We start from the raw sequence: 23,505 nt of genomic DNA, 5'->3' as shown, positions 1-23,505 counted from the left end.
TAAAAACCATCATAAACTAGACATTTTTATTGGTGAGAATATAGACACTTTAAATGGGTTCTAACAATACTATTTCGTATTATAAGTACCTTATTTCTGTGTTGTCTGATTAAAATATTGATATATATTTATTATTTTATAATTTCATGAAAGTTGTGTTGCAATTTAAAACATTGATGATTGTTGTTATAAAAAACAACACAAGAAGCAACACTTAAGAAGAGTGTTGCTTTGTTTTATGGTATTTAGCATCAGTTATAAAACTGTCTTTTCAAAAATTTATAGTTGTAAAAAATGTAAATTTGATTAATGGCTAGTTTCTTAAGTTTTACTTAATAGTATGATTTATTGAAAAAAATACTTTACTTTTTCTGAAAAAATGAATAATTTCTCTGTACACGACAAATTTCACAGAACCCTTATCCTATCAGGATTCTGCTTTCTTAAAATTGCCAAAATTTCCTTAAACTCTTCTTTTTTCCCAAAACCAATTAAACGCTGAATCGCCATTTGAACATAGTCTAAACCATAGCGAAATAAACTCATTGAGAGTCGTCCATGCTTCTTTATTTTTATCGCTTTTTTTTGATTATGTTGCCATTCACCCGTTAAGTAACACCAACAGAAGCTTATAGCTAACACCGCAATCAATTTTTTCACTCGTCTAGGGTCTGTCAAGCGCGTATTTTCAAGATTAAACCCGCGTCCTTTGAGACAACTGAATAAGGTTTCAATTTCCCAGCGTAATGCATAATCCTGAATAGCATTGGCATTAAACTGAGGAGAAACGACGAGTAAAAGCTCTCCATTTTCTAACTGTAGTGCACTTATATATAGTTTCACCCGACCAACCAAAATCCGTCGTTTACGACATTCAATTTGACCAACTTTAAGATGGCGAAATAAATCACTAATTTTATGATTCTTTCCTAAATGATTGGTGACAATGAAGTTTTTTTAACACGAATGCAGAAGTTGATGTCTTGTTCAATTAACCATGTAAACCACTGCTCACCGATAAACTCTCTGTCTGCGAACACATTCACAATACGGTCTTTACCAAAAATGGCTATAAAGCGTTGAATCAAAGCAATACGCTCTTTCGTATCTGAATTTCCACGTTTATTAAGCAATGTCCAAAGGATAGGTATCGCTATTCCACGATAAACGATTGCGAGCATCAGGATATTAATATTTCGTTTTCCCCATTTCCAATTGGTTCTATCTAAAGTCAGTTGCACTTGGTCGAATGAAAACATATTGAAAATCAACTGAGAAATTTGACGATAATCAAAATACTGACCTGCAAAGAAGCGCTGCATACGTCGATAAAATGATTGTGGTAAACACTTGATGGGCAAGGCTTTAGATGCAGAAGAAAGATTACATGTTTGCTTTAAAATAATCACAAGCATGATGAGCGCAAAGCACTTTAAATGTGACTTGTTCCATTTTAGAGATTTGTTTAAGATAAGATATAACTCATTGAGATGTGTCATAGTATTCGTCGTTAGAAAACAATTATTGTGACATTATTTCAATGAGTTATCTATTTTTGTCGTGTACAGAGAATATTATTTTAAAAATGCTCTTGCATAAGAGCTATTAATTTTCTCTTTTTCGTTTAGTTCATTTGCAGCATAAAATACAAGATTTGGATTTTTAAGCAACTCTCTTCCATATGCAACAAAATCACAAAAACTATTTTCAAGAAGATATTCACCCTCTTTTGCTGTTGTTATTAAACCAACAGCAATAACAGGAATATCTACACTTTTTTTAATCTCTTTTGCCCAATTAGCTTGATAAAATGGTTCAATTTTTGGTATCTTATCTGGATTTTCTATATTTCCACCACTTGAAACATGAATACAATCAACTCCAACTTTTTCTAACTCTTTACATAAATAAATAGAGTCTTCTATATTCCATCCATTTTGCATCCATTCATCAGCACTAATTCTAACAATAAGGGGTAATTTTACCCTATTTTTTATCTCTTTTGCAGTTTCAATTACTAATCTACACCTATTTTCTAAACTTCCACCATAAATATCATCTCTTTTATTTGTTAAAGGTGATAAAAATTCACACAACAAATATCCATGAGCAGCGTGAAGTTCTACTGAATCATAATTTGCTTTTTCGGCTCTAATTGCAGCATTTACAAACAACTCTTTTATTTTTGTTATCTCTTCAAGACTTAACGCTTTTGGAACTTTATATGGTGATTTTTGACTAAAAGCAATTGAGCTTGGAGCTACACAAATATCATCAACAACTTCAGATTTTCTTCCTGCATGAGCTAATTGTATAGAACTTTTTGCTCCAAATAAGTGTAACTTCTCATTCATTTTTTTATGATTTTCAATTAAAGAATCATCCCAAAGTCCTAATTCAAAAGATGAAACTCTTCCTTTTGGCTCAACTGATGCTGGTTCAACAATAATTAAACCAACATCAGCCATTGCTCTTGAAGTATAGTGAAACATATGGAAATCTTTTAATTCTCCACTATTATCACTTTTATACATACACATAGGTGGCATTACAACTCTATTTTTTAGTTCCAAATCACCTATTTTACCTTTGTTTAATAATAAACTCATTATAGCTCCTTAAATTAAATATATCAAATTATATATACACTAAACTTAAAATTCTCTCTTAAAGTATCTTCAAATTTAGCTAACTCTTTATTTAAATCCAAATCTCCTTTAAAAATATCATGCATAGAGTAAGTTTTAAAGGTTCTAATCCAACAAATTGAAAAGTTTTATGAGTAGCAACATTTGCTTCATCTAGTGATAATCCATCAAAAAAACCATCAGGATTGTTAAACTCACTTTTTGGACAATTATATGTCAAGCTTAGCATATATTTTTTGCCTTTTAGTAATCCACCACTTCCATAAGTTTTGCTATCATCGTTTTTGCTTCTTCCGTCGTTTGCATAGTGTCTTCCTTGAGTAAAAGTCTCATCGAAATATTTTTTTGTAATCCAAGGAACACCCATCCAATAAACAGGATATTGAAACAACACATAATCAGCCCACTCAAACTTCTCACACTCCTCTTTTATATCGTAACCCTTATCTATATTTGTATATTTTATAAGAAAGTTATTTTCTTTGAAAAATTGTGTCGCTTTTTCTAAAATCTTTTCAGTTAATTCACCTTTTGCAACATTTTCATAATATTGGTGTCCATTTAAAATTAAAACTTTTTTCATTTTGTACTCCTTTTAAATTATTCAACAATTATATATAATCAAACTTAACTTTTATATCGATTAAGGCTTTATACAAAGTTTGCAAAAACCACTTGCACCAACTTGAAATTAGAGTAATTACCCTAGCAACCACTCTAGCACCAGCTATTATCTGTTTTTCTAATTTTAAATATCTTTTATCGATAAAAGCCTATACTCTATCTCATAATCTTTATACTCTTGAATTAATTTTTGAGATTTCAAAACTAAAGCCTGATAGTTTATCCGTTTTTCATTTAGTTTTACTTCACAAATTAGAAGTTTCTTATCAATATCATCGATAGCAACTATATCTATCTCATTTTGATTATTTCTCTCCCAATATGAGCCAATAGAAGTGAAAGTTTGTTTCTCTTTTAAGAGTTCCACAAAAAGTTTTTCAAGGAATTTTCCTTGAAAAGTTGAGATATCTCTATAGATAATCTCTTTTAATCTATCGAAATTTTCAGCTTCGATTAGTGATTGGTATTTAAAAATAAATCTAAACCAAAAGGATAAAAAATTATCAACTATCTCATATTTTTGTACTTTTGAGTTTGGTTTAGCATTTATTGGTTTAATTGATTTTATGATGTTATAGTCATTTTCAAGTCGTGATAAATGTCCTGAAATATTTCTTTCCAAAATTGATTCTATTTCACTTCTTGATGTTTTTGAATCAGAGATTAAAGCTAAAATAGAAAAATATGTTCCATACTCTTTTCCAAACTCTTCAATAAGTCTATTTTTTCCCTCTTCCAAAAATATTGAGTTTGGATCAATAATTGTATCTATCATAGATTTTAAATCAAAACTACTGTTTAAGATAAATAGTTCTATATATTTTGCAACTCCACCACTTAGCAAATAAAAATCAAGTAAATTTTTATTTGAATAAGAGTTGTAATCTTTTAAAATCTCCTTTAATACACTTACTTTCAAAGGTTTTAAATCTATTTCCCTTAGATAAGTCTTGGAAAAGTAAGCGTCCATTACCCATAACGATGATTGGAGATGCTGCTCATTTGATGCCTCCTTTTGCAGGACAAGGCGTAAACAGTGGGTTGATGGATGCCTTGATATTGTCGGATAATCTGACCAATGGGAAATTTAACAGCATTGAAGAGGCTATTGAAAATTATGAACAGCAAATGTTTGCTTATGGAAGAGAAGCACAGGCAGAATCAATAATAAACGAAACGGAAATGTTCAGCCTCGACTTTTCGTTCCAAAAACTAATGAATCTATAAAACAGAAAGGCGAGGAAATGAAAGAGAAAATAGTTAAAAAAAACGGAATAAGACTTTTTACCGAAAGTTTTGGATGTGAAAAAGATCCGGCAATACTCTTGATTGCGGGAGCAACGGTATCCATGTTGTATTGGGATGCTGAATTTTGCCAGAAACTATCTGAAAAGGGATTTTTTGTTATTCGCTACGACAATAGGGACGTAGGAAAATCTACTAATTACGAACCGGGTTCAACCCCCTATGATATTGTTGACTTAACCCATGATGCTATTTCAATTTTGGACGGCTATAAAATAGTCAAAGCCAATTTTGTGGGAATTTCACTGGGCGGACTGATTTCTCAAATAGCATCAATAAAATATGCCGACAGGGTAAGTTCAATAACACTAATCTCATCAGGTCCTTGGGGCGACTCAGACCCCACAATTCCTGAAATGGATACGCGTATTTTAGATTTTCACGGAAAAGCTGAAACCGTAGATTGGACAAATGAAGACAGTGTGGCAAATTATTTAATTCAAGGTGCTGAATTGATGAGCGGCAGGAAACAATTTGACAAACAAAGAAGTGAAAAACTGATTAGAGCCGAATTTAAAAGAGCTAATAACTATATAAGTATGTTCAATCATGCGGCACTGCAAGGTGGTGAAGAATACTGGAACAGATTGAGCGAAATCAATCAGCCAACCTTAATTGTACACGGAACGGACGATAAAATATGGCATTTTAAGAATTCAGCAGTTTTACTTGAAAAGATAAACGGCTCAAAACTAATAACGCTTGATGGAACCGGACACGAACTACATTTCGAAGATTGGAATAAAATTATTGATGGAATAACGCAACATACAACAAATAACAAAAGAATGAACAAATAGGGTATTATGTATTTCCAAATCAACGGTTTAGAGATTGAAGCTAATATCAATGTGTTCTTTGAATAACATCTTTTGGTGTTTTTTAATAATCATACTACGCAATTTTCTTTTATAAAAGGAAATATTGTAAACTAAATACGAAATGGTATCTTCATTAAATCATATTATCTCAGAGGTACAGCGAAAAGAAAATGCCATTTCGCTGTCTGCACCTAATATAATTGATGAAGCGCACCAAATGACGATATACCTAAAAGAGTACTTATGGTCAATAAGAGAGGATATTATAAAGCAGGGTTTTAAAAACCATTGGGAGGAAATCAACTTCTTTCGCAACATTAAGCCATACATTCTTAAATAAGACCGTCCCGTAAATTTCAGCCGAATCCGACAAAAAGGCGTGAAGATTTCCTTTAAATAGAGAGACCGAAGGTCATCCTTTTCCTAAAAAAGGGGGGGGCCATGGTTCCAAGATGTAAAATCGAGGGCTAATTCAGGCTATACTTTTGTAATTACCAAAAACTTCCATGGCTCTTGCCCAAAAGAGCTAGGAGATTTTCTCCCTGCTTCTAAAATATAGTTTAAATCTTCATCTTTTATCTTTTTTGTCTCATCAAATATTTTACAAGCATGTCTAAAATCCATTGCTTCCATAAAAGTTTTTTCCATAAATTTATCCTTATTTTTTATTAATATTATTCTCTGTACACGACAAATTTCACAGAACCCTTATCCTATCAGGATTCTGCTTTCTTAAAATTGCCAAAATTTCCTTAAACTCTTCTTTTTTCCCAAAACCAATTAAACGCTGAATCGCCATTTGAACATAGTCTAAACCATAGCGAAATAAACTCATTGAGAGTCGTCCATGCTTCTTTATTTTTATCGCTTTTTTTTGATTATGTTGCCATTCACCCGTTAAGTAACACCAACAGAAGCTTATAGCTAACACCGCAATCAATTTTTTCACTCGTCTAGGGTCTGTCAAGCGCGTATTTTCAAGATTAAACCCGCGTCCTTTGAGACAACTGAATAAGGTTTCAATTTCCCAGCGTAATGCATAATCCTGAATAGCATTGGCATTAAACTGAGGAGAAACGACGAGTAAAAGCTCTCCATTTTCTAACTGTAGTGCACTTATATATAGTTTCACCCGACCAACCAAAATCCGTCGTTTACGACATTCAATTTGACCAACTTTAAGATGGCGAAATAAATCACTAATTTTATGATTCTTTCCTAAATGATTGGTGACAATGAAGTTTTTTTAACACGAATGCAGAAGTTGATGTCTTGTTCAATTAACCATGTAAACCACTGCTCACCGATAAACTCTCTGTCTGCGAACACATTCACAATACGGTCTTTACCAAAAATGGCTATAAAGCGTTGAATCAAAGCAATACGCTCTTTCGTATCTGAATTTCCACGTTTATTAAGCAATGTCCAAAGGATAGGTATCGCTATTCCACGATAAACGATTGCGAGCATCAGGATATTAATATTTCGTTTTCCCCATTTCCAATTGGTTCTATCTAAAGTCAGTTGCACTTGGTCGAATGAAAACATATTGAAAATCAACTGAGAAATTTGACGATAATCAAAATACTGACCTGCAAAGAAGCGCTGCATACGTCGATAAAATGATTGTGGTAAACACTTGATGGGCAAGGCTTTAGATGCAGAAGAAAGATTACATGTTTGCTTTAAAATAATCACAAGCATGATGAGCGCAAAGCACTTTAAATGTGACTTGTTCCATTTTAGAGATTTGTTTAAGATAAGATATAACTCATTGAGATGTGTCATAGTATTCGTCGTTAGAAAACAATTATTGTGACATTATTTCAATGAGTTATCTATTTTTGTCGTGTACAGAGAGAATATGCGACATTTTGAATTTTAGCTGTTTTCAGCAATTTAGGTTGTTCTATGTTGAAGTGGATTATTTTGGCGATTTTTATCGCTTCAGCGCTGTATATTCAACAGCGCGGCAAGGTGCGTCATAGTTTTTATCGTCAGTTTTTTGACCATTCTACCATCCTCGCACCGATCAACTATTTAATGTATTTGTTCTCTAAAGTACCAAATCAACCGTATATCGACACCCAGCACTTTCAAGATTTAAAGGTTTTGGATGACAATTGGGAAATGATTCGTGATGAAGCCAAAGCTTTATATGAACAGGGTGGTATTAAAGCTTCAAGTACTTACGATGATTTGGGTTTTAACTCATTCTTTAAAACAGGCTGGAAGCGCTTTTACTTAAAATGGTATGACTCCGCGCATCCATCAGCAGCAGAATTATGTCCAAAAACCACAGCATTATTAAAAACTTTGCCTAGCATTAAGGCGGCGATGTTTACTGAACTAGCGCCCGACAGTCGTTTAGTGCGTCATCGCGACCCGTATGCAGGTTCATTGCGTTACCACTTGGGATTGATGACACCAAATGATGACCGTTGTTTTATTGATGTCGATGGTGAGCGGTATTCATGGCGTGATGGTGAAAGTGTGGTGTTTGATGAAACCTATATTCACTATGCTGAAAATGGCACTTCTCAAAACCGTATTATTTTCTTTGCCGATGTCGAGCGTCCGTTAAAATCTCGCTGGATGCAAAAGTTTAATCACTGGTTTGGCAAAAATGTGATGACCGCAGCAAGCTCTCCGAATGAAGCAGGCGATCAGACGGGTGGCTTAAATAAAGTCTTTGGCTATGTCTATCAAGTGCGTTTAAAAGCCAAGGCTTTAAAAGCTAAAAATAGTCGTGTGTACTATTTCTTAAAATGGTTTTTAATGCTCGGGATTTTCTTCTTAATTTTTATTCGCCCTTATGTGTTTTAGAGTATTACAACGCCTTTCGGGGCGTTTTTTTATGACATTTTTGAGCAATTTCAGCAACGAGCTTTAATCCAGACCTACTTTTATGTATAGAATGAAGTAAATAGGGGAATTTTTATGCAAACGTTTCGTTCTAAAAAAGATTGGTGGGTTTTGGCTTTTGTGATTTGTATGTCTGGTCTATTGATTCAGTTATTGCTGACCATGTACGCCAAAGGCACGATGCCAGCATTTCCTGTGCACACAGGGGTGTATTTCATTACCATTTTTGTGTTGTGGTGGCCTGTGTTCAATACGCGCTATCAGGTCGATGCAGAACGCTTGCAGATCCGTTGCATGTTTTTAAAATGGGACATTCCACGCGACAGTATTCAAAAAATACTCTGTACACGACAAATTTCACAGAACCCTTATCCTATCAGGATTCTGCTTTCTTAAAATTGCCAAAATTTCCTTAAACTCTTCTTTTTTCCCAAAACCAATTAAACGCTGAATCGCCATTTGAACATAGTCTAAACCATAGCGAAATAAACTCATTGAGAGTCGTCCATGCTTCTTTATTTTTATCGCTTTTTTTTGATTATGTTGCCATTCACCCGTTAAGTAACACCAACAGAAGCTTATAGCTAACACCGCAATCAATTTTTTCACTCGTCTAGGGTCTGTCAAGCGCGTATTTTCAAGATTAAACCCGCGTCCTTTGAGACAACTGAATAAGGTTTCAATTTCCCAGCGTAATGCATAATCCTGAATAGCATTGGCATTAAACTGAGGAGAAACGACGAGTAAAAGCTCTCCATTTTCTAACTGTAGTGCACTTATATATAGTTTCACCCGACCAACCAAAATCCGTCGTTTACGACATTCAATTTGACCAACTTTAAGATGGCGAAATAAATCACTAATTTTATGATTCTTTCCTAAATGATTGGTGACAATGAAGTTTTTTTAACACGAATGCAGAAGTTGATGTCTTGTTCAATTAACCATGTAAACCACTGCTCACCGATAAACTCTCTGTCTGCGAACACATTCACAATACGGTCTTTACCAAAAATGGCTATAAAGCGTTGAATCAAAGCAATACGCTCTTTCGTATCTGAATTTCCACGTTTATTAAGCAATGTCCAAAGGATAGGTATCGCTATTCCACGATAAACGATTGCGAGCATCAGGATATTAATATTTCGTTTTCCCCATTTCCAATTGGTTCTATCTAAAGTCAGTTGCACTTGGTCGAATGAAAACATATTGAAAATCAACTGAGAAATTTGACGATAATCAAAATACTGACCTGCAAAGAAGCGCTGCATACGTCGATAAAATGATTGTGGTAAACACTTGATGGGCAAGGCTTTAGATGCAGAAGAAAGATTACATGTTTGCTTTAAAATAATCACAAGCATGATGAGCGCAAAGCACTTTAAATGTGACTTGTTCCATTTTAGAGATTTGTTTAAGATAAGATATAACTCATTGAGATGTGTCATAGTATTCGTCGTTAGAAAACAATTATTGTGACATTATTTCAATGAGTTATCTATTTTTGTCGTGTACAGAGGAATAATTTATATTCAATTAATTATTCATGGCTCAATTATAGCCAAGGAAAGATAACTAAAAAGACCTACCTAAATTTGAGCTCGTACACAATTGTACTGGCCATAACTATATCACCAAGTTTTAAATTTAGTAAAAGTTGCAAGTCTAGAAAATTATAGATTTTATTTTTACGTCTATGGTTTATGGATTTGTTTTTTAATCTGTTTTTTTACAGGACGTATTTTTATGTTTATTTCTTATATTCATATATTAATTAATTTTATTTCAACTACTTACCACTTAATTGATTTAATTCTTAATATCTATTTTTTTATTGACTTGATTTTCAATATCTATGTTTTATGGATTTAACTTTTTATGTCTTTAATTATTAAAACCCAAGCAAATGGGCTTCATCAGCACGAAACTGAAGCTATCTCCAAAATTCAAGAAGCATTTAGTGTTGACGATGAAATGCGAAAAAATAGTCCTTGGTATGGTTATGCCGGCTATACATTAGTTGATAAGATTTCAAAAAAAGAAGGAGAGTTTGATTTAATCTTAGTTACTAACAGTGTTCTCATAGTTATTGAATTGAAAAACTGGAATGGTAAATCGATTAAGTCTGCCAATGGTAATTGGTATATGGACGAGCGTGATATGGGGGTATCACCTGTTTCATTGACACGCCAAAAACAATTCATCCTTGTCAATAAATTAAAGGGGCTCAAAGATAAATTTCAGGGAAATCCTGGTTTTGTTCCAAGGGTGTATTTCTTTGTTGTAATGTGTGGCAAGGTTAATTTTTCAAATCTGCCCGATGATGAAAAAAATCATGTCATTAGCCTTGATAAATTCTTAAAATTTGCCGATAAGCATTCATTTAATAAAGAATTTAAGCCACATCCAAGTGCCCAGCATCTTTATAAAGATTTTGACCTTATTGATAAAATCTTTATGCAGAAAGTTACACAACCTAAAAAAATCATTGTTCAAAAATATAAGCAAGATGATGAGATTCTAAGTCACCCTAAAAAGCTATATACCGAATACGAAGCTACCTCAACTATTTCACGCTCCGACAAAGCAATCATAAGACAGTGGATGTTTTCAAATTTTAAGGAATTGAGTATTCAATCTCCTAAAATGAGAGCAGCATTGTTGAATCATGAGCGAGTTATTAGTGCTGAATTTAAACAAAGCAGCCATTTGTACAATACGGCACTTGTTCCATTAATCATGCCAAATGAAGAGCAAATTACTCAACAGTACAATGAATTGGTTGAGTATCGTCAAAGTCATCTTAGATTTAATGATTTTATTACTACGATTTGCCCGAATTTGAATGAAGAAGATAAGTTAAATCTAATTCAGATTTTACTCAGCAAGTTTTCTGAGATGCATAACCTAGGTATATCACATGGAGATATTAATTCGCATTGTATTTGGATATCGCCTGAAAAAGATGTGGCTATTTCACATTTTTTAACATCAGATTCAAAAAATATAGCTAATAATATTCGTGATTTACAACCTGATTTAGTATTTATTGCTGATGGGAAAGAATCAAAAATTGCTAATGTACAAGCGTTTAAAAAAGACGTCTATATGTTAGGGGTTATCGCATGGCATTTGTGGTCGAATATTCGTTTAACCCCAAAAGCTCTAAATAATATATGTGTTAATAGTGACCATTGGTTAGCAAACTTAGTGAGAAAGGCTATCAATCTTGAAATAGATGATGCTAGCCAATTGTTTAGAGAGTTCAATGCAAAACGACCTGTTCAAGCCGTAGATTTTATAGCCGATATTTCATGTTTAAATGAATATATCACTTCAGAAAGACTGAATAGATTATATCCAGAAGATGATGAAATTTATGAAGATGAAAAGAACGATATTATCTTATATCGTTCAGGTAATTTATGTGTCAAAGAATGGGCTGATGTTCATGTAAATGAATTTTCATCTAGCGATATTTTAAAATATCAGCACTTTTTTGAGCGTATTGAGGAAGCTAACTCCCAAAATTTATCATATTTACCAAGCATAGAAAGATTTGGTATTTCATTAAAATCAAGATCTTTATTTCTAGTTAGCAATTTTGTTGAAGGTATAACTGTTGATCAAATTGAAACTACGAAAGAATCAAAATTATTGTTGGCAGCTAATTTGATTGAGGCCATCATTCATCTACACAAGTTAGGTTTGCCAATCGGAAGAATTGACCAAAAAAGCCTCTTATTAAATTTGAATGATAACAGTTTTATTTTTAATGACATTATTGATATTAATGAATATCTAGATCACGAAAGTAAGTATTACCCATCCTACATTGATAATCCCACAAGTGAACAGTGCCAAAATTATGCAATTATGGTATTGGTATGTGAAATTCTAGGATTTGAAATAGGAAGTGATAGTTCAGAATTCAAATGGGTTAGCGATGCTGTAAATATAGAACTTAAAGAATCAGAATATCCTTTGGGTGATCTAAACCGTTTATTAGAAAGTATAGAAACTGAACAAATTCATGGTGATACTCCGACACTTCGAATTCCTGTGCCTGATAAGTTTACAGAGCTTAAAATTTTTGCAGACAATAAACGTATTTATCTAGCATTAGAAAAGGGACGTAACGCAAATGATATTATTGTTAAGATGCAAGGTGTTGGAGGGTCAATACAGTTTATTCTCGATCCAAATAGTAAGACTATACGCTTTGTAACTGGAGTGCGTGAGTCAGACGTTGTTCCACATTACGTCATAGATCAGGCTATGCTTGAAATAAATGTGGCTCTTGATATTAGACATTCTGTAGGTAGACCTGAATATGCTGAACTATCAGAATTTCTTTTTAAAATCGATGAGTTTTCAACAGCTATTAATGATGTCCTTCAAGAGCAAGCTAATGATCAAGATGAAAGTGTTGATGTAAGTAAAAATTTGGAGTTATCTGAAGACTACAAGGCAGATCAACAATTATTTACACAAGAAAATCAACTTCCAGTAGAACATTCATCAAAATCTAGAGATGACAACTTAAGCGATGATATTCAGAAACTAGCTGCTCTAAATATTGATACTAAGAAGCTATGGAAGGCAATTTTAGAGACTGAGACTGAGGCATTACCATATATCGTCTTGTCACAACCATTACATTTGGTTGATAGTAAAATTTACATTGCAAGATATGAAGATGATAATGATGTATTAGATAAGTTTCCTAAAGATTCACTTATAAGCCTAATTTACAAGACTATTGATTTTAATGGAGAAGATAGAGAATTTCGAGTAGGTGATATTGATATTCAGAACTCACTTGCAGGTGAATTAAGAGTTAAAGGTGTTAAACACGCCGATAAAATTAAGGTTGGTGAAGTTCTATATTTAAGAACAAAAGCTGATAAATCTTCATTCTTGAAAAGAAAAAATGCTTTAGAGCAAATTCTAAGAAGACAATCAGATATTCCAAACTTGGTAGAATATTTCGAGCCTAATTCAGATATTAGACCGACTCACTATGATATTACAGTCACTGATAAGGACTTCGAGAGATTTGATCAACATAATGAGCAAGGTGAGGTTGTTGTCAGTCTGAACAGTCTTCAACGCGAGGCTTTTCGAAAATTAATAAACTACGGGCCTGTTTCAATTCTACAAGGTCCTCCAGGAACAGGTAAAACTGAATTTATTGCAGCATTTGTTCACTTTCTTTTTGAAAAACAAAACGTCAATAATGTATTGATGGTCAGTCAATCACATGAAGCTGTTAATACTGCTGCTGAACGAATAAGAAAACACTCGCACCGCCTAAATACGCCTTTAGAGATTGTACGTTTCAGTAACAGAGAGAATGCAGTATCGAATAATCTAAAAGATGTATTTTCGGATTCGATCATATCCACACATCGCAATCTATTCTTAACGGAAATGGAAGATCGAGTTCTTTCTTTGAGTCAGTCGATAGGCGTTGACAGAGATTATTTGGCATGTGCTTTGTTTTTAAAAGTACATTTGTTTGGTCACTTATCTAGAATGTGGATATCAACAGAATCAGAAGATAATCAATTAATCTCCAAGGCTGAATGGAATAACCTGTCAACGAAGCTTATCGAAAGACTTAAGGATTATTCAAAGGAATTGCATACTTCATTATTAGGATGGAATAGTCGTCAGATACTAGATCGAGAAACTCAAATATGGGAGATGCTGGACGAGACTTTTGAGGTTCAGGGTAAGGCTGCAAATAACGCTAAAGCCTTGGTGCAAATTGCTTTCGACTATGATCAACTGATTGATAGTCCAAATGCTAATTACGAAACATACCTTTCTAAAACTAGACAATTTATCTGCGGTACCTGTGTAGGTATAGGACATCACTCTATTGACATTGCGAACCAATCATTCGATTGGGTCATTATTGATGAGTCAGCGAGGTCAATTTCTTCAGAATTGGCTATTGCGATGCAATCTGCTAAACGCATTTTATTAGTTGGAGATCATAAACAATTACCTCCATTATATTCACCTGAACATGCTAAAGCCCTTGGTCGAAAGTTAGGATTTACAAAAAACCGTATTGAAGCGAACTTAAAAAGTGATTTTGAACGATTATTTAATTCGCCGTATGGTAAGGCTGTACAGGGTAAGTTATTAGTTCAATATCGTATGGCTCCAGCAATTGGAGAAATGGTTTCTGCGTGTTTCTATGATGAGGAATTAGTAACAGGCGTTATTGAGCCTCTAGGTAAGCCTTACCAAGAGAAAATGGTTCGAATCGTACCAAATATATACCAGCATTGTTCGGTTCAAGAATTACGTTCTACTGTCACATGGGTCGATACGTCTGAAAAATTTAGTGATAGTGTTGGAACAACCTTCTTTAACAAGCATGAGGCTCGTAAGATTATTGGTTTGTTAGAAAAAATTCATGCAGATGAGGAGTTACTAAAAGAGTTAAAAGAACGATCTAAGCCTAATGAGCCTCCGATTGGCATTATATGTATGTATGGTGAACAAAAGCGTTATTTACGCAAGCAGTTCAATTCGAAAGCTTGGAATGAAGATTTTAGATCATTAGTAAAAATTGATACTGTCGATAGTTATCAGGGGAAAGAGAATAGAATCATCATTCTGTCTGTAACCCGAAATAGCCCAGATAACAAAATTGGATTCATGAACATGCCAAACCGAATTAATGTTGCATTATCTAGGGCAATGGATCGTTTAGTTATTTTTGGTGCTTCACGTTTATGGAGTATGCCAAAACATCAAGAATCACCGCTTGGTGAAGTGCTTAACTATATTAAGGAGTATTCAAGCGATAGGACACGTTACCAATATATTGCTGATAGAAAAAATGAATTCAAATTAAACGCAAATATCAAAACAAAGACAAGTCGAGGTATCAGTCATGAGTAATTACAGCATCCCATATCATGATGTTGATATTTTGATTCCGGCACAGAAGTTTGAAATAAAATTCAGTTATACATCAAGCCAAATGCCAAAATTTATTGATTCAATGATTATGCGTTTACTGCGTATCAGCCCAATGTCGGTCAAAAACATTGCAAACTTTTTGGGTATGAATCAAAGAGAGTCACGGATAGTTTTAGATCAACTGATTACAAATAACGAGATTGAGCTTAAACAAGATGGGTTATTTCATTTGACAAACAAATCAATGAAATACTTTACAACTGTGGATTCTATACCTAAGGTTGCTTCGATCTTGGAACATACACATGGTCTAGTTTATGAGCTTACTAATTTTAATTACATAGCTCAGAATCCTGATACTAATATGTACGGCTTAAAACTAATCGCTTCAAGCGAACATGCAGCAAATAGTGAAAGTATTGTTCGAGATAGATTTCAGAAGCAATTTTATCAACTCATTGAAGATGACATTATCACCCTAAAAAAAATGGATGGTAGACCGGCCATCTACAAAATGGGAACTGTAAAGAAGGTTAGGGAATGCACTGTACGTAAGTCGCTAGACCTTAATATAGATGCTCAAGCCGATCCACAACCTATAAAAGTCTTGGATTCTATTATGAGCGATGAGCTTAAAGATAAGACTTATCAGGTATTGGGTCAGAGTAAGAAAGGAAATAATATTCGAGATATCGTGAAGAACCTTGAAGGCTTCGAACAGTTAAATTTGCATCAATATTTTAAAGATAGTCGTTTTTTAGCATCAGTTGCATTATTTGATAGCTTAAATCCTATGGGAAATGAAGCAAATAATGGAAATCACCTGTTTATTGGACCTTGTTATAGCCAAGGTAATTCAAAACTGATATTGAATAAAATCAAAGATATTCTTGCGAAAAATCATCCTGTACAGAATATTTATTGGTTAGCTCCAGATGATGCATTTTGGGGTAAATCTCTTAGATTTAATACATTTGTCAATGCTTTGGGACAACTCAAAAATAAACAAAACGATGAAATACAGCTAAAGTGTTTTTTACCGATGTCAGATGAGCGAGATCGTGTATCCTTACAAAATTATCGAAAGATCATTGCAAAAGAACATCAAAAATATTTTTACGGTATTAAAGAAGGGTTACTTGACGGTAATTGTGAAATCATTGCAGTTGAAAATGAATTTGTGGTGATAATTCTGCATGTATTGGATTCGGAAGCAGATTATTTAACCTCATTCCCAATAGGTTCTATTAGTGATGACAAGAGCTTGGCTAAGAGTATGGTGAGCTTATTCGAGGCTTGGCAACGTCCAAGAGATGAAAATGGAATTAGCTTCGGTTCAATGTTCAAAAAATCTAATTAATCATTACTATTAGCTTATATATGAACACAGATTGATCTTAGAAAAAGGAAGTTATCTATTTAAAGAAGTGTTAAATTTTAATAAATAAGGTAACTTCCGTATGTTCTATATTAACAATAAAATACCAAGTATATGTCTAATAAGTGATGGAATCTGCTTTGATATAATCTAGTTAAAGGATTAGAAGTAAATACTTATAGTTGACGTTATTGTTGATTAGAGCACATTTATGTGGTTATTCAAGGAGTTGATCTATACTTTTTACGAAAAGTATTTACGATCTAAAATTAGCATACAGTACGTGTGATAAAGAAGCTTAATTAATTCTTTTATAAACGTCATAAGCGCTAATCAATTGACATCAATCGGTAAGTTCTTCTGAATTATCAATAAATTTTAAAACTTCCAATTTCTGTAAATATGTCATCAAATGAATTTTTAAAATAATTTCGGCCATTAAATCATCATTAGTATAAAAATAAGCGACAGGAACCTCTAAAACATCTGCAATTTTTGTCGCCATAAGAAAGTCAGGAACATGTTTTCCAGTCTCATATTGATTCATCCGAGCACTTGCGGATGATTCATCAATACCGGCCAATATCCCTAAACGTTCTTGGGACAAGTTCTTTGTTTTTCGAGCAATTCTTAAACGTATAGAGAAAACATTTGAATTATGTTGTGACATTAGTTCAGATATAAACCATAAAACTAAGATTTTCTTAGTTTTAAATTGATTTATTACTAAGGATTCCTTAGTATTCATACATCTCAGGAAATTTTACTTTTATCGAATCATGCGACTGAAAAGTGATAGATTATTTTCCTTTAAATTTTTAAAATTGATAATTTTTCGGAGTGCGTTTAATGAACTTAAAGCTAATGATAAAGGGCATACAATCTGTAAAGATACCTCGGTTTCAGTAAGCTACAACTTAGAATTTAGAATCTATAAATTGAAAAATTAGCTATCATCTTTCCAAGATAAGGCATATGAAAGAAATTAAAAATGCAGTTAAAGAACAGTTCTTACACGTTATTGAGCGACAAACTATTCTAGTCATGTTTACTCCAAAAGAGATCTGGATTCAATTTGATACCATTTCAGATGAAATAAAACAGCAGACTTATGCTCTTCTAAGAGAGCTTGTAAGACAGGATTACCTCACAGAAGTTATTAGCTCGAATGGAAAAAAATATTATTCAGAAACTTCAAAATTGGAAAATTTTAGATTTGATCATTGCAAATTTAAAGCAACTGAAATATTAAACAAAAAATTAATTGAAATTAGACAACAAGAATTAGATAAAAACTATGAAATTAAATTAACTAACGAACTAATTAAAGAAATTCCTGAGTTAGATTTCTGCTTAGAAAAATATATCAATAACATTAGTTTTGACTTAAAAAATATTATAAAAAAGAAAAACAATATAGCTAATATTATTAAAAATATTGAATCTTGTATTTATTAATAATTTTAATATTTATTTTTGGATGACATTTAAAGGCTTTAATTATAAAGTTAATGTCATCTATTGATCATACATGGATTGGTATTTATATAAAATCAGACATTTAGTTGAGAATGAATTCTGTCGGTTGAAGCAGTTTAGAGGAATAGCTACGAGATATGATAAGCTAAAGTGTAGTTATGAAGGAGCAGTAGCTTTAGCTTGTATCTTTATTTGGCTACCTTTGTCGGGTAAATTTTATACTTGAAATGTCAACAGCCCCTAAACACTCACTCTAAAATTGGCTTAAAATTCCGATAATTTTCAAATTGCTGTGTAAGTAAAAAATTAGCAACTATGATGACTCCTGTGATTGGTAGCAGAAGTTCAAAAGACTCAATATTTTCTACAAAATTTTCATCCTTACCCAAAATTACTGATAATTCAATTTGAGATAGCTGCATTTGATTTCTAATAGTTTGTAAATTTTTTATAAAAGCTAAGTATTCTGGATGATTTTTAGAAATTATAACTCTTTGATCATAATGATCCAGTGATTCACAAAGTTGTGACCACGCTGTAAAGCCACCTAATTCACCAACAATTTTCAGTAAAGTATTATGAGAGGCTATCAGTTCTAAGTTATTATTCTTAAGCTCATCAATTTGTAAGAGTAAACTTTGATTTTTTTGTTGAACATTATATTCAGGAGTCTTTTTTCGAATTAATAATCTAAGTTTTTCTTGTCTAAATTTGTAGGAATCAACAAGATTTTTTCGTTCAGTGTCCCTTGTTATAGAAGACGCATGTTTGAATTCATTGCTTAATTCAGCAACTTTTCTATAACTAATGTCAATATTATTCTCTAACATACGCTCTAATAGTTGAATTAAATTATGCATCGAAAATATCCTTTTTATCAATATCAGACAAATCATTTTCTGCAGGAAAAACTAAAGAACCTTCATCTGATTCCAAAATAAGTTCTATATTTAATATTTGTTTTTTAATGTGACCTATTTGATGCAATTTACCTATTCCTTTACTTGGGAAGTCTTCAATAATTTGTAATTCTTGCTTAAATTTATCTCGTAGATTAATTAAGTTTTGTTTATGCTTACTTAGACCAGTAGACATAAAGTGATTACAACCAGAGAAGCATTCAAGATGTTTGGGGCAGGGATCAACAGCAAAACTATTTACACAATGTCCATAAGGTGTTGTATGAAATCCATCTGCTTCTGTTTTCAAGAACAAATAGGCTTCATCATCACCATATTCTTCTTGAATTTCTAGATATTTGCTGATTAGAGGCCCTCTAGTTTTATTTTCATTAATTAAATTTATAAGTACTTCAGTTCTTGAATTATCTATGTCTTTATTTATAGTTGGTATATTGTTAAAATCTAATTTCTCAGCAAGTGAGCGATGATCATATTCATAAGTTTGTGAAATAGATTGGCGATTAAAATGTTTAGTAATTAATGAATCTGCTATACCTTTTCTGAATAATTCAGTATTCATCAAGTGTCTGAAACTATGGCTTTTTAGTGAGGCAGTTTTAAATTCATCTGATCCATATATTTCAAAAATAGTAGGGGTGCTTTCACTAATTTTGCTAATAAAGCAGTTCAGGGCTTGGCGATTGGTAACACCAATACTTAAATAATGATCAATTGCTAGTAGACCATTGTTTCTATTTTCTATGAGGGCTCTTTTAGGATACAGAAATAAAAAATCACTAGAATTAATTACTGAACCATCATTCACTTTAATAGAATATAGGTCAGGAGATTTGGATTCTTTTTCATTAAAAATATAATTTAAGATATCAGACTTTCGAAAAAAAGAGGTTCTATAGATAATTTTTTCGTGACTAAGGTAAGGCTGTTTTTTTTGATTATATATACAGCATTTTAAGCGTAATCTTTGCATATACGTATAAAAAGAGTGTGTGAATTCTTTGGTATCTAATAGTTTTATTTGCAATTCAATTAATTTATTGGATAGTTCCTGACGTTGTATAATATTTAGCTCCTTTGTATCATATTCAATGTTCTCTAAAAAAATACTATTACCACTTAATATTAAATAAGCACTGTAAGCAGGTATATAATCATCATAAAATCCTAAGTTTTTATTTTCAAAATTTTTCAAAGTTGAACGAATACCTAAAGTTAATTTTTCAATTGATTCAACAATACTTAAGATTTCAAGCTCAAATATTTCTGGAATGATCTGTGATTCAATTTGTAAAATATTATGTTGATTTTCTTTTTCTAATTTTTCTGCGAAGTATTTAAGGGAAAAATAATGACTAACTGCCCCATACTGTTTATTTTTTTCATAGATTTTTTTATCTAAAACATTGTGCTTTTTTATACAGTTTAGAGGTAAAGAAGTTATTTCACTAATCCGTAAACCAGTAAGAACTAATAACTTTAGTTGACTAAACCTAATAAAATCAAAAAAAGATTTTGGTTCCTCTGTATATAAAATTCTAACTAGTTCCCAAAAATATTTATTTTCGGGTAGTTTATCAGCACTATCCCTCTTATCTATTTGATTAGAAAGTGGGGTAGAACTAGATATTTTTTTAATATTTAAGTAAGGATATATAGGACAAAATTTAGATAAAAACTTAATATCAAAAATATGTTTTACAATACTTTTTATTGCTGTAATTTTTAATGAGTCTATTTTCTCAATATGATTTATAACTTTAAAAAAATCTTCTGGATTCATATCATATGGAGGTTTTGTTGCTATACTAGCTATTACTCTCAAATTAAATATTATTGGCATTATACTATTTGGCTTTATTTTATCTATTAAAATTTTTTCTATTGTTACTGCTTTGATAAGTTCAATCCAGTTATTACTAATAATAACATTTTCAATATTATTTAATCTAAACTTATCAACCAGTTCGAAACTAGAAAGATAGTAAAATGGTCTTGTATTATTTCCAATTATCTCATTTAAATTCCAGCGATCCTCAGAGAGTACGACACCATTTTTGTCAACCTCTATGTCCCATTTAATTTTTTTTATTTGAGCTAATTTCTTCATTTCTAAAATATAATTCTTAAAATTATTCATTTTTTTTCCTCGATTTCATGTATAAGGGATTCAATATTGAATATTAGGCTCTTAAGTTGCATATAAGCAGGAGAGTGAGTCTCAGATAAGCTAGAGTCCTTAAATTTTTTTATAATACTTCTTAGGTTTTCTAATACATTTTCATGAACACTTTTATCATTTAGAGGTAAAAATTTATCGCAACCATAACATGAAAAAACTGGATTTTTTTTACATAAGTTCTGTTTTAAATCACATCCACCAATACCAGATATTGCTATTCCATGTGGATAACTTTCAATGTATTTTTCAGTATTCAAATTATTTAATTCTTCTATACTTATAAAATCACCATGCGTAATTTTTGAAATTTTACTATATATATTAGATATGCCTAGAGCTTTATTAATTAATACTCCAGTCTGTGCAGATACTTGGAAGTAAATCAATGCACTTTTAGAATAAGTATGTCCTAGGAAGGAAGATACTTCATCTAAATTTGCCCCAGACTCAACTAGTCTCTGTGCAACTGAATGTCTAAATATATTTGCATTAATAGGATAACCTAATATTTTAATTGTTACTTTTCTTAAAATTTCACGTATATCGTTTTTATTATTAGAAAAAAAATAATAATTACCATGTTTATCTGTTTTTCTAATTTTTTCTTTAAAAAAAACTATCCATTCTGTTTTTATTTTTCTAACTAATGGAATTGCATTCATAGTATGTCTTTGTTTGATTTTTTGAAATTTAACATGAAGTGTTTCATCGTATTTATTTATTTTATAAGTTTTTAAGTCATAAAGCCTAAGCATTCCGACTTGTTTTGGCCTAACACCAAATTGATAAAAAAGTATAAGAACACAATATTCATCTAAATCTTTACTTGTTAAATTTTCATAGTTACTTACCTTGCCAATATAATTTAATATTTTTGCTTCCTCTTCTGTATTTAAAAAACAATCCCCGGATTTTATTTTTGCATATTTGTTTATTTTAAATCTTTTTAAATTTGATATATTCTCAATATCATTTTTATTCCATCTTAATAAATTATTAACAGAAAGATATATTAGGATGTTTTTTAGAAAATTTAGAGCTGGCAAGATTGTTGAGATTGTAAAGCTATTGATTTTATTTGATTTATAGATTTCCCAATTATAAAGAATTTTTTCTTTATTTTTTATAATGTCAATTATTTCTTGCTCAGAGAATACTTTTAGGAATCCATGAATATAATTAACTAATGTAGAAGATGAAAGATTAGTAAGTATGTTTATAGCAGTTAACTTAATTAAGTTTTTAATATTAGTCTTATATTTGTTAAAAACTATTATCTTTTTACACCCATCACTATAAATTTCCCAACTATCATTTTCAACATCCCTAAATGTGTGTATTTTTTCTGTAAAATCATCTTCATATCTAATATATTTTGTAGATATTTTAAATAAACCATCATCATTAAATTCTAATGCACTTGCTTCTTGATATTTGTTATCCATGATAATTCCTTTTATTTCATTAAGAATAATATATAAAAAATAAATTTTTGCAAGCTCTTCAAGATTATTATAAATATAATAATCTCAATAAAATTCTATTTATTATAAATATAATAATCTCAATAAAATTCTATTTATTATAAATATAATAATTTTTATAATTAAATAATTATTAATGAACTGTTGTAAATGTGATTTAAATAAGAGTTTTAATTTGTAAGGTATTGATTTTTATATTTTATATGTAAAAATATTACTCTAGACAAGCCTGCAAAATAGGTCGAGCTGTCTTTCAATGATTGTTGCCTCAATTAAAAGCCGAATATGTAAAAGAACAGATTCTTTATATTGATGAGTCAGGCATCAATAGTAATGAAACAGCAGAATATGGTTGGTCTAAGAAGGGTGCAACAAAACCCTTCAGCAGTTTTTTATAAATTTGAATTAAATAATTGAATCACTTTCTATGAAGAGCACCAATAATCAATATACTTTAAATTCAAATAGCCAATATTAAATTTTTTGAGTTGAAATCTGAGAATTTCCAGAACCTCGTTGAAATTCACAAAAAGTAGGAAAATTTATTTATTATTTTACATAGGGATTCTACTGCGTTTTTTATTGACATAACACAAATACCAACCTAACATAACACTCGGCATGTCTCATAGTGTCTCTACTGCATTAAATTTAGTGATGACAGGTGGCCGCCTGTCATCGAATTCAAAACCATTAACGTGACTAAACATTAGGAGTTAAGAACAAATGAAAGTATATCAGATCAATTATGACCTGCGTAAACAACGTAACTATGAAGAGCTGGATAAAAAATTAAGGCTTATGGAACATGGTGTCGACCGTTAAAGTCCTGTTGGATTATCGTTTCGGATAAA

General features: G+C 31.5%; 17 protein-coding genes and 2 pseudogenes. 8 read left to right on the top strand and 11 right to left on the bottom strand.

Annotated elements, in window-relative coordinates; translation table 11 throughout:
• Nucleotides 1-408: 408 nt before the first annotated feature.
• The 4 genes from MST17_RS08160 to MST17_RS08145 all read right to left on the bottom strand — a co-directional run bounded on the left by MST17_RS08160 (nt 409) and on the right by MST17_RS08145 (nt 4,047).
• Nucleotides 409-1,499 (bottom strand): IS4-like element ISAba1 family transposase gene (locus tag MST17_RS08160; protein ID WP_085940648.1). Its coding sequence is split into 2 segments (ribosomal slippage): nt 409-959 and nt 959-1,499, totalling 1,092 coding nucleotides; the frame shifts between segments, so codons are not numbered across the junction.
• 75 nt (nt 1,500-1,574) lie between these two features.
• The gene (locus tag MST17_RS08155) at nt 1,575-2,609 is read right to left on the bottom strand and encodes a tRNA-dihydrouridine synthase (RefSeq protein WP_169538918.1); all 1,035 of its coding nucleotides are present in this window, start codon (nt 2,607-2,609) and stop codon (nt 1,575-1,577) included.
• A 91-nt stretch (nt 2,610-2,700) separates the two neighbouring features.
• Nucleotides 2,701-3,231 carry an NAD(P)H-dependent oxidoreductase gene (locus MST17_RS08150; protein ID WP_218944953.1) on the bottom strand — a complete coding sequence of 177 codons (531 nt, stop codon included), beginning with the start codon at nt 3,229-3,231 and terminating at the stop codon, nt 2,701-2,703.
• A gap of 165 nt (nt 3,232-3,396) precedes the next feature.
• Nucleotides 3,397-4,047 (bottom strand): DUF234 domain-containing protein, encoded by a 651-nt coding sequence (locus MST17_RS08145; RefSeq protein ID WP_218944954.1) that lies wholly within the window; start codon nt 4,045-4,047, stop codon nt 3,397-3,399.
• A 155-nt stretch (nt 4,048-4,202) separates the two neighbouring features.
• On the opposite strand from MST17_RS08145, the pseudogene MST17_RS08140 reads away from it, so the two are divergent.
• Both MST17_RS08140 and estT read left to right on the top strand, forming a co-directional pair.
• Nucleotides 4,203-4,499, top strand: a pseudogene (locus MST17_RS08140) (FAD-dependent oxidoreductase); the annotation flags it as partial.
• A 17-nt stretch (nt 4,500-4,516) separates the two neighbouring features.
• Complete coding sequence (gene estT / locus MST17_RS08135; RefSeq protein WP_077782102.1) at nt 4,517-5,377, top strand: macrolide hydrolase EstT; 861 nt, start codon at nt 4,517-4,519, stop codon at nt 5,375-5,377.
• Nucleotides 5,378-5,875: 498 nt separating this feature from the next.
• On the opposite strand, the gene MST17_RS08130 is transcribed toward estT, so the two are convergent.
• Nucleotides 5,876-6,046: a nitroreductase family protein gene (locus MST17_RS08130; protein WP_218944955.1), complete on the bottom strand. Its 171-nt coding sequence runs from the start codon at nt 6,044-6,046 to the stop codon at nt 5,876-5,878.
• A 49-nt stretch (nt 6,047-6,095) separates the two neighbouring features.
• Nucleotides 6,096-7,186 (bottom strand): IS4-like element ISAba1 family transposase gene (locus MST17_RS08125; RefSeq protein ID WP_085940648.1). Its coding sequence is split into 2 segments (ribosomal slippage): nt 6,096-6,646 and nt 6,646-7,186, totalling 1,092 coding nucleotides; the frame shifts between segments, so codons are not numbered across the junction.
• Nucleotides 7,187-7,309: 123 nt separating this feature from the next.
• Between MST17_RS08125 and lpxO the strand changes: the two genes are divergently transcribed.
• Nucleotides 7,310-8,224: a lipid A hydroxylase LpxO gene (gene lpxO, locus MST17_RS08120; RefSeq protein ID WP_178318334.1), complete on the top strand. Its 915-nt coding sequence runs from the start codon at nt 7,310-7,312 to the stop codon at nt 8,222-8,224.
• 114 nt (nt 8,225-8,338) lie between these two features.
• Nucleotides 8,339-8,659 (top strand): PH domain-containing protein, encoded by a 321-nt coding sequence (locus MST17_RS08115; protein ID WP_257222723.1) that lies wholly within the window; start codon nt 8,339-8,341, stop codon nt 8,657-8,659.
• On the opposite strand, the gene MST17_RS08110 is transcribed toward MST17_RS08115, so the two are convergent.
• Nucleotides 8,621-9,711, bottom strand: a protein-coding gene (locus MST17_RS08110) for an IS4-like element ISAba1 family transposase (RefSeq protein ID WP_085940648.1) whose coding sequence is annotated in 2 segments (ribosomal slippage) — nt 8,621-9,171 and nt 9,171-9,711 — 1,092 coding nt in all. Because the reading frame shifts where the segments join, the coding sequence is not laid out codon by codon here. The two genes, MST17_RS08115 and MST17_RS08110, sit on opposite strands and share 39 nt — an antisense overlap.
• A gap of 430 nt (nt 9,712-10,141) precedes the next feature.
• Here MST17_RS08110 and MST17_RS08105 point away from each other — a divergent pair.
• Nucleotides 10,142-15,187 (top strand): AAA domain-containing protein, encoded by a 5,046-nt coding sequence (locus MST17_RS08105; RefSeq protein ID WP_180027269.1) that lies wholly within the window; start codon nt 10,142-10,144, stop codon nt 15,185-15,187.
• Nucleotides 15,180-16,568 carry a hypothetical protein gene (locus MST17_RS08100; RefSeq protein WP_180027270.1) on the top strand — a complete coding sequence of 463 codons (1,389 nt, stop codon included), beginning with the start codon at nt 15,180-15,182 and terminating at the stop codon, nt 16,566-16,568. The genes MST17_RS08105 and MST17_RS08100 overlap by 8 nt, the downstream gene beginning before the upstream one ends.
• Before the next feature lie 361 nt (nt 16,569-16,929).
• Here the strand turns inward: MST17_RS08100 and MST17_RS08095 are convergent, their stop codons facing one another.
• Nucleotides 16,930-17,256: a helix-turn-helix domain-containing protein gene (locus tag MST17_RS08095; protein ID WP_180022930.1), complete on the bottom strand. Its 327-nt coding sequence runs from the start codon at nt 17,254-17,256 to the stop codon at nt 16,930-16,932.
• A gap of 305 nt (nt 17,257-17,561) precedes the next feature.
• Between MST17_RS08095 and MST17_RS08090 the strand changes: the two genes are divergently transcribed.
• Nucleotides 17,562-18,044, top strand: coding sequence for a hypothetical protein (locus tag MST17_RS08090; protein ID WP_180022928.1), 483 nt, complete (start codon nt 17,562-17,564; stop codon nt 18,042-18,044).
• Between the two features lie 70 nt (nt 18,045-18,114).
• Nucleotides 18,115-18,291: pseudogene (locus tag MST17_RS08085) on the top strand (IS5/IS1182 family transposase); the annotation flags it as partial.
• 22 nt (nt 18,292-18,313) lie between these two features.
• On the opposite strand, the gene MST17_RS08080 reads toward MST17_RS08085, so the two are convergent.
• The 3 genes from MST17_RS08080 to MST17_RS08070 are packed head-to-tail and all read right to left on the bottom strand — an operon-like array spanning nt 18,314 to nt 22,612.
• Nucleotides 18,314-18,925, bottom strand: coding sequence for a hypothetical protein (locus tag MST17_RS08080; RefSeq protein ID WP_180027271.1), 612 nt, complete (start codon nt 18,923-18,925; stop codon nt 18,314-18,316).
• Nucleotides 18,918-21,125 (bottom strand): hypothetical protein, encoded by a 2,208-nt coding sequence (locus MST17_RS08075; RefSeq protein WP_180027272.1) that lies wholly within the window; start codon nt 21,123-21,125, stop codon nt 18,918-18,920. Before MST17_RS08075 ends, MST17_RS08080 begins: the two co-directional genes overlap by 8 nt.
• On the bottom strand, nt 21,122-22,612 hold the full coding sequence (locus tag MST17_RS08070; protein ID WP_180027273.1) for a site-specific integrase: 1,491 nt from the start codon (nt 22,610-22,612) through the stop codon (nt 21,122-21,124). The genes MST17_RS08075 and MST17_RS08070 overlap by 4 nt, the downstream gene beginning before the upstream one ends.
• Between the last annotated feature and the right edge of the window lie 893 nt (nt 22,613-23,505).

The sequence above is a fragment of the Acinetobacter sp. YH16056_T genome (genome assembly GCF_024605895.1).
GTDB lineage: Bacteria > Pseudomonadota > Gammaproteobacteria > Pseudomonadales > Moraxellaceae > Acinetobacter > Acinetobacter amyesii.
Note: the sequence above shows the minus strand (reverse complement) of the source record. Positions and strands in the feature narration are given on the sequence as shown.

Excerpts from the sequence above, each read along its gene's own strand:
- MST17_RS08155 (WP_169538918.1), bottom strand. The coding sequence starts at position 2,609 with ATGAGTTTATTATTAAACAAAGGTAAAATAGGTGATTTGGAACTAAAA.
- MST17_RS08150 (WP_218944953.1), bottom strand. The coding sequence starts at position 3,231 with ATGAAAAAAGTTTTAATTTTAAATGGACACCAATATTATGAAAATGTT.
- MST17_RS08145 (WP_218944954.1), bottom strand. The coding sequence starts at position 4,047 with ATGATAGATACAATTATTGATCCAAACTCAATATTTTTGGAAGAGGGA.
- estT (WP_077782102.1), top strand. The coding sequence starts at position 4,517 with ATGAAAGAGAAAATAGTTAAAAAAAACGGAATAAGACTTTTTACCGAA.
- MST17_RS08130 (WP_218944955.1), bottom strand. The coding sequence starts at position 6,046 with ATGGAAAAAACTTTTATGGAAGCAATGGATTTTAGACATGCTTGTAAA.
- lpxO (WP_178318334.1), top strand. The coding sequence starts at position 7,310 with ATGTTGAAGTGGATTATTTTGGCGATTTTTATCGCTTCAGCGCTGTAT.
- MST17_RS08115 (WP_257222723.1), top strand. The coding sequence starts at position 8,339 with ATGCAAACGTTTCGTTCTAAAAAAGATTGGTGGGTTTTGGCTTTTGTG.
- MST17_RS08105 (WP_180027269.1), top strand. The coding sequence starts at position 10,142 with ATGTCTTTAATTATTAAAACCCAAGCAAATGGGCTTCATCAGCACGAA.
- MST17_RS08100 (WP_180027270.1), top strand. The coding sequence starts at position 15,180 with ATGAGTAATTACAGCATCCCATATCATGATGTTGATATTTTGATTCCG.
- MST17_RS08095 (WP_180022930.1), bottom strand. The coding sequence starts at position 17,256 with ATGTCACAACATAATTCAAATGTTTTCTCTATACGTTTAAGAATTGCT.
- MST17_RS08090 (WP_180022928.1), top strand. The coding sequence starts at position 17,562 with ATGAAAGAAATTAAAAATGCAGTTAAAGAACAGTTCTTACACGTTATT.
- MST17_RS08080 (WP_180027271.1), bottom strand. The coding sequence starts at position 18,925 with ATGCATAATTTAATTCAACTATTAGAGCGTATGTTAGAGAATAATATT.
- MST17_RS08075 (WP_180027272.1), bottom strand. The coding sequence starts at position 21,125 with ATGAATAATTTTAAGAATTATATTTTAGAAATGAAGAAATTAGCTCAA.
- MST17_RS08070 (WP_180027273.1), bottom strand. The coding sequence starts at position 22,612 with ATGGATAACAAATATCAAGAAGCAAGTGCATTAGAATTTAATGATGAT.